Annotated in this window: 3 protein-coding genes; all 3 read right to left on the minus strand. The window is 38.9% G+C overall.

Going from position 1 to position 8,450, the window contains the following annotated elements; genetic code table 11:
- Positions 1-567 (minus strand): DnaJ domain-containing protein (locus tag ACN6OV_RS12365; protein ID WP_427953366.1); only part of this gene is annotated, 567 nt, incomplete at its 3' end.
- 66 nt (positions 568-633) lie between these two features.
- On the minus strand, positions 634-5,541 hold the full coding sequence (locus tag ACN6OV_RS12370; protein WP_427953368.1) for a DEAD/DEAH box helicase: 4,908 nt from the start codon (positions 5,539-5,541) through the stop codon (positions 634-636).
- A gap of 988 nt (positions 5,542-6,529) precedes the next feature.
- Positions 6,530-8,450: DUF927 domain-containing protein (locus tag ACN6OV_RS12375; protein ID WP_427953370.1), on the minus strand; the 1,921-nt coding region annotated here is incomplete at its 5' end.

An 8,450-nucleotide genomic window follows, 5' to 3' on the forward strand; every position in this document is an offset into this window, starting at 1 on the left:
AGCTGTCTGCTCTTCGTTTCCATTTGAATTAAGGCTCTCGGCGTAATTACTTGCAACGAAGCCGACAAGTGCTAATAAATATAGGGTAAAACATGCGGCTATAATCTTAATAAAAACTCTCTTCTTTGACTTTAACCATTCAAAAAGCTTTATAAATGGTCCGAAGATAGAAAAATTTTTGGGAACTTTGATTGAAAGATTAATATTAAAGTCTTTTGTGGCTTCGCTCGAAGCCGCCCCTTTAGTTTGACTTTGAGTCGAAGAATTAGCCTCACGTTTAAAGTTCTCTCTTTGAGAACGTATAAACTCTTCCTGATGTTGCTTCCTAACATACTCCTCTTGTTGATGTTTACGTCGAGCTTGCTCTGCTAGAAATTGATCATAATTTTTACGTTTCTCAGGATCGACCAAAGTTTCATATGCTTCACGTATTTTGACCATGATCTCATTTGCATCATCACCCTTATAACGGTCAGGATGATATTTTTGCGCCAACCCCTTATAAGCCATTTTGATTATTTCTACAGGTGCATCTTGAGAGATATGCAAAATCTCATACAAATTCATAATATTCTTACTTTTCTTAACACGTAAAAAAGCACTAGCTGAATGCTAGTGCTCACATCTTACTATTTAAATATCTAACTTTGGCAATGACTTAACAATCTTCATCGTTTCAAGGCTGACCGTAATGACACGCAAGAACAATTCAAGCGGGTAAGCTGGGTTGTTCATTGTTTCAATTGCCCAATCGTTTGCATCGTTAACGATACCGCTGTCTTTGTGCGTAGAAACGCCCTGACGCTCCATTACCCATTCAAGTGCAGGCTTACCATTCACGACGTAATCATAAGCCTCTACGGGGATGTCCTTAATCGTGACGCGCTTGTTGAAAACGACCGTACCTTTTTCACCCTTCTTAGCAAACTTCATTTTTTCAACATAGAAGTCTTCAGCGGTCAATTGATTGTACGCCGCGCTACCTGTATCCAATGTTGCTTTGTATGGCTCAATGGTTTCGTAGTTTAAATGCCAATGTGAAAGCTCACGACCTGCTTTAGAGAACGCCCAAAAAACTTCTGCTTTTTTCACGCAAGGAATACGTGGTAGCTCCTTGGTGAGGTTGTCCGCATAGCGCTCACGGTATTCTTCGCTATGGAGCAAACCGTAGGTGTAGTAGAAGATATCTTCTTTAGTAATTTGCTCGCTCGGATATGCAGCTTGGAAGTGCTGTAAGCCTTCGTCACTAATACCATCTTTACGTTCATACTTGGTTTCGCTTACAGTTAAATCGAGTGAGTCATCAAATAAGTCACCTGAACCAACACTTTTCTCTTGAATTACTTCTTCGTAAATATAAAGAGGGAAAGATTGACCTTTTGAAATCATTTCGTAATCAGGTAAGACAGAAGATAATAAACTTGAAAATTCTTTAGTTGCTCCACGACCTGTTATACAAATGACCAAATTTTGGCATGTGCTATTTGGGAAAATTTGTGGCATTTGATATCGACGTTCGTTTAAATTTTTATCGTAATAACCATTCGTCTTGATAAAAGGGCGATATAAAAATTTATTCAGTTTCGATGAATCGAATGTTAGTTCTTCACCTTTAGCTAAAAGGTTTCTTAAATTTCCGCTCCAACTAATGCATTTAGGATCATTATTAACTTCATGGTCAATAGTATCTTTTAAGATAATTTCATGATTGTAGTTTTTGACTAATGTATTGACGTTATTAGCCAATTTATTTGTCGAAAAGTTATAACACCAAGCATCTCGACTAGTTAAGATTGCCTGTGAATAAGTAATAAAGAGTTCCTTTCCTTGCGTTGGTGTTTTCTTATTTCCTAATACAATGAAGTTTTCAAAAGAATTGTCTCTTTGGTTTAGCCAGTCTCCATGTTCATCAGGAGTAATTGCTGTCCATCCGTTAATGGCAGTAATACCCTGCAAACTTTTGAAGTTAGAAATTTTGTCTAACTTGTCTTCGCGACTTAAATAATCACCAATATCGTGGAAATAGATTTTTCCATTCTGCTCAGCTTTTGGATTCTTCACTAAGATTGAAATTGCAATTGGCGCACGACTTCCACTTCCGAAGATTTTGCCACCCTCTTGGCGTGATCTTTCGCCTGAAGTTCGTTGATTACCTCGTAAATGAAAAATATATAAACTACTAAACTCATCAGCTAGACACTTTCTCAAACCATCCATAGAGTTTGCATCAATAAAACTTGCATTACTTACAAATCCAATTACTCCTTGTTTAGAAATTCGATCGCTAGCCCAACGCATTGCACGAATATAAGAATCATATAAGTTCTTCTGAAGAGTAGCACTTGAGTGCTTTGCGTAGGTATTTGCTATCTGACTATCCAAATACGGATATGCAACATTCTTATTATCATCATTTTCAGATTTTTGACCTGCTGAATATGGTGGATTACCAATGATGACTTGAATATCGAGTGACTTTTGACGTTTACGGCGCGCGCTATTGTCCACAAGCACTTGATCAACCAAGTCTTCCTTCTCGTACATTTGAAAAGTATCAGTTAAACAAATCCCTTCAAATGGCGTGTACTCGTCAATGATTTCGCTGTGGTAGACCGCTTCAATATTGATTGCTGCAATGTAGTAAGCGAGCAATACAAGCTCGTTGGCATGGATTTCATTCTTGTATTTATAGGTCAACTTCTTCGGTGGAATTAGACCGCTTTGCAATAAGCGAGAAATGAATGTTCCCGTACCCGTGAATGGATCAAGAACATGCACACCTTCATCGGCGAAGCTCTTGCCAAACTCTTGCTTTAATACATCATTCACACTGTTCAAGATGAAGTCCACCACCTCGACAGGCGTATAGACAATACCAAGGCGTTCAGTCATACGAGGGAAAGCATTACGGAAGAACTTATCGTAAAGCTCAACAATGATCTTCTGTTTACCTTCCGCGCTATCAATGCCTGATGCACGTAGCTTCACGCTGTCGTAGAAGCGCTGTAGAGCCTCTGTTTCACTTTCTAAGTGGTGTTGGTCAAGTACATCTAAAACCTTCTGCATAGCGATTGCCATTGGGTTTTTAGCGGCAAAGCTATACTCATCAAACAAGGCATCAAAGACAGGTTTGGTAATCAAGTGCTGTGCCAACATCTCAATGATTTCAGCATCCGATACTGCATTGTTTAAGTCGTCACGAATCTCGTGTGCAAACTCCTCAAAGACCGCACGTTCTTTGTTGCATTCAGGACGTGCAAGAATGTCTGTAATCAGCTTGATGTGCGTTTGTGCAATCTTGGCAATGTCATTTGCCCAATCTTCCCAATGGTGGCGGTTTCCAACCTTCTGAACCACTTTCGCAACAATGGCACGCTCAATCTCACCCGACTCAAAACTAAAGGACTGTTGTGCGTCCTCAAGCTCTTCTTTCTTGGTCTTTTTCTTGGCTGTACCAATCGTTGTACCGCCTTTACCCGCTGCTTTTTTCTTCGCTTTTGCCGCTACTTTGTCAGTGATGGCAATCACTTCCATCTTCGAGCGATCAATGCCTGTTAAATCCATCCTATTGATCATGGCATCGAAACGGTCATCGTGCGAACGAAGCGCATTCAACACTTGCCAAACCACTTTATAAGTTTGGTTGTCGTCTAATGCTTTGTTTGGGTCAACACCTGGTGGAATCACGACAGGAAGAATCACATAACCACGCTTCTTGTTCGGTGCTAGTCGCATCACACGACCAACTGATTGCACGACATCCACTTGAGAATTACGTGGTGTAAGGAACAATACCGAATCTAAGGCAGGTACGTCCACGCCCTCGGACAAACAGCGAACGTTGCTTAAAACACGACAAATTGGACGTTCTACGCCGTTTTCATCAAACTGAGGCTCAGGTGTTGCTTTCAGCCAATTGAGCTTCTGTTCTTTCTTATCCGCACCCATTGCGCCATCGACGTGCTGTGCTTCGCAAATCAAACGGTGTGAGATTTCGTTACCTTCTTTGGCTTCAGCGTCTTGATAGGCTTCTACGACGGTTTGGAAGATGTTTGCAATACGTGTTGAGCTGACTTGGTGTTTACGAGCCTTCTCCGATTGCTCAATCACCTGACAGAATGCCAAAGCACGTTGCATTGGTGCTGTGTCTTCTTCAACGTCAGAGTGAATACCTTGCTTCGATAAAGCTTTCCAACAACCGACGATACGTGCGGCATCATCCACCACGATTTCACTGTTCTCGGTGATGGTGCTGCCAATCTTTTTAATGATTGTGTCTGAATCGACCGTAAGGACAATCACCTTGTAATCGACTAATAGACCACGCTTAACTGCTTCCGAGAAGTTAATAGTGTAAAGCGTTTCACCAAAGAGCTTCTCATTGTCCATTGAGTACAAGGTAAAGTCAGTTGCCTTATCCTTCACATCGTCAGAGAAGATACGAGGCGTTGCGGTCATGTAGAGGCGTTTCTTGCCAAGAATGAACCCGCCGTCGTGGATTTTTACGAAGTTCGAATCATCTTCGCTATCATGCGTTGCGCCAGTCGTGCGGTGTGCTTCATCACAGATGATGAGGTCAAACTCATGCATCTGATGCTCATTTTGCGCATCGCTGACGGTATTAATTGAGTGATAAGTCGAGAACACGACCGTCATGTGTTCATCGTCATGATGCTTTTCTACGTTCTCCGCAAGTTTTTTCGCATCCGTCGTCGCAGGATATTGCAGTTCATGTTCAAGGGTAGTTACCGCATCAATCACGGCGGCATTTTTCTTCTTGCCGACCTCGGTGTCTGAACATACCGCATAGCTATGCAATGGCGTTGTCGATTCTTGTGTCCACTCTGTCAGCGTTTGGGAAAGCAAGGATAAACTCGGCACAAGGAACAATACACGCTTGCCTTTGCCCGCACATTCTTCTGCAATTTTTAGGCTTGTAAAGGTTTTACCAGTCCCACACGCCATAATGAGCTTACCACGCTCTAGCTTCTGATCGTACAAGCCAGTTTTCACATTAACTAAAGCTGCCTTTTGATGGTCACGCAGCTCTTTTTTTGGCTTTAAAACGACTTCTTTCTTTTCTGCAAAGCGTGACCAATCAATTGAGCTGTTTGCTAATATCTCAAGATCAATTTTTGTGACAGGTGGGTCTTGGTTTTCTAAAACCTTCAAAGCAGTAGAAGACCATTCTTTTGTTGTACTGACAATAATACGGCGGGTGAAGTATTTTTTAGAGGAAGCCGATAGAAAGCTATCAATTTCACCTTTAGGTACTTTTGCATCTTCCGCAAAAAGTTTGCATTGAATAGCACAATAATTATTGTCTTTATCTGTAGCAACTAAATCTATACCGTCGTCACCAATGTCTGCACCTGTCTCACGTGCCCATTCATTAAACATTTGAACACGGACAAATTCATCCTGATAAAACGGCTCATTTTCAAAATACTTAATACAGAGCTCTTCAAAGTAAGTGCCTTTCTCTCGTTGTGTTTGAGCTATAGCTCTGTAGTGATTAATTAGATCGAAGAAGGCAGACATATTCTGGAATCCGTAGATAATACTTTTAGTTGAATGTCGATGATTCTACTGAAACCTCCTAATAAAAACTATGATTTGTACTTAATCTAATGAAAATCATAAGAATAAAATTTCTGTACTTTTTACCAACTTGTTTTTATGACAGATTAACGATGAATTGGAATAGGAACAGATGTGATGATAAAAATGAAAGTTTCTAAGGAAGGATTGTAGTGATTAATTGTTTGTGCGTTATTAACTGGAAGCGCTTTTTGGCTACGTGGTTGAAGTGAAAAAAAAGACTGATGCTTTGCAAACAAGAAATTCACTTTGAAAGTTACTTCTATTTCACTTTATAAAATTTTGAGTCATATAACTGCGTGAATCTTGAGTTTGGAACTCTTAATTGCGGGATTCCAAAAAATAATGCTGATAATAAAGAATTGCATGTTTTTTTGTTACAAAATTACTTATAAAACAATTCTTCTCTATTACGGGATTCCATTTTTTAGGATTTTTTATAAATTGCTTGAAAGCCTTAATCTGTAAGGGTTTTCACTTTAAAAGTGAGTTATACATAGTTTGGTTCACTTTAAATGCTGATGTACTAACGATAAGTAAAAATTTTAACGATGTAGGTATTTGAAAACAGATAACTGGAAATGTCTGAAATTTTTATGATGCTTAAATGAACTAGATCCTTACGGTAGGTGAGGCATCCTGCCAACTATCCTATATGAGTTTTATGATGTGGTTTTGGTGGAAAAGGTGGATATTTTTCATTAAGTTTATGAATTAAAATGATAATTTAATTCCACCTTAATATTTTTTTATATATGTAAAGTGGATACTTGAGTATTTAAGGTGGACGCGAATCATCTGCTATAAGTTATGTCCACCTAGTGGAATCTAGAGATTTTGACTATGTGGACATTAAAAAAATATTAAAAACAAATAGATATATTTGATTTCCACTTTTTCCACAATGTCCACCTTGTCATTTATAGGGTCAGCTTTCATTATCTTGGTTGTACATAGCCTTTACACTAAAGTGCATCATACGCGGGCGCGTACCATCGGGTAGGGCAGATTTCTTCACATAGAGTCTTTTTTCACCTTCGATAAACTCTTTGATCCAACCATTTTTAATTAATACTTTTTTGACATAAGCTTCGTTCATTCCTAAACATATTTCTTTTTTAAACATCGTTGGAGAAATGAGATACGTTTTTTCTTCAGCATCATAGTACCCAACACGGTTGTGAATTTTTTGGCGTATGACATCACCGTTACTGTGCCTAACTAATGTTAGATCCTCAAAACGGCTAGTTCCATGTGATTCAAAAAAAGCCTTAATAGCTTCAAGAATTTTGGTTTCCTCAAGACTTTTGCCATCACCTAAATTGCTTAACCACGTATTAAAACATTGAGTTATCGCTTCAAATACTCGTCCTGATTTCCAGCCAGTTATACCTATCTTTGTTGCTAGTTCTCCAGCCGTGGCTACTAATGCAAAACGACGTAAAACTCGCTGAGCTTGCCCATTCATAGGTTTTGAATTTAGCTGAATGAACTTATCAAATAGTTCTGTAGCATGTCCTATCGCCGTATCCTTATCACGTGTCAGGTATTCAAGCCATTTGATACCAGCATGACCATAATTATTGGATGCTAGTTCATTAATTAAGTTAGCAATGTCTTGTGGTTCATTACCATAATTAATAGCATCAAATACCCCAAATCCTTTACCAGCATCGCTAGAAAGATGTGCGAATCGAAGTACTAAGCCTGCATCTAATTCAATGTTTCCACGGCGTAGATGTTCTTCTAATGTGACTTCACCTGTAGATGTATACATTAAATTAAATTGTTTGGTTTGTCTGTTATTACCAGTTTTACTACTTCTGGCTTTACCTTGTCCTCCAGTCAGCATATAAATAATATCTGATACTGTTTTAGGTGCTGCTTGTCGTAATTCATCGAGGTTTAAGAAATTATCATTTCTAAGCTCTGCCTCATTTTCTAAGGCATTATCTGTAGTCCTCCATGATTTTGAAATATCTCTAGGATTACCCCATACACTACATGCAGCTTTAGTGATTGTACTTTTTCCATCTGTAGATGAACCGTAGATATGAAAACCGCCACTTTCTATATTAAGAGCACCTACCAACTGTCCTGAAAATGCACATGAAAAAGCGAGTACACCAAGTGCATGACTTTCAATTAATTGACTAAGTTCCTGCCACTTTTCAAAGCTACCAGATACTGTGTAGGGGCTTCTCATACTGCTATGAAACAACAACTTTTCATTGTCCAAATTGCTATATGTTTTATTCGGTAGTGCAAAGCTGTGACCATGCCATCCAGCATGACTTACGCAGCGGAACCGCTCTTCGACGGGATAATCTTGAATATAATTAATGAATACATTCTTCTTATGCGATGGGCGTGGTGGCATCAGACCATGATTGGCGATAATTTTTAATGCTTCCTGAGCTTCTCCCATTAAATGTTCATAGGGGATTAATAGTTGGTGCAAGATGTTATCTTTATCATGGAATTGAATTACACGTTGCCAATTATCATTACTTGGACTTCGTGCTTCGCCTAAAATAATGGCTGCATTAGAAATAAAAGTTTTAGTTTCTTTTATTTCTCCATCATTTTCCCTTTTCGCTTTAACAAGGTATAGACCTGTATCTAAGATATGTAGGTAGCTATCTTCGTCAATTTTAAACGGTTTAGCGAGATGTCCATTGGGCAGATTTGGTTTTTGAGGGAGTAGCTTTATAGCTTGTTGAATAAAGGCTTTTACTTCTTCTACATCATCATCCTTATTCAATTCCATTAAGTAAGGGTTTCCATCATATTCCATATATTGATTCAAAAGTTTAGCTTTTGTGTGTTGTTCCAATTTTTGGAAAAAG

The sequence above is a fragment of the Acinetobacter sp. genome (assembly GCF_050285345.1).
Classification (GTDB): Bacteria; Pseudomonadota; Gammaproteobacteria; order Pseudomonadales; family Moraxellaceae; genus Acinetobacter.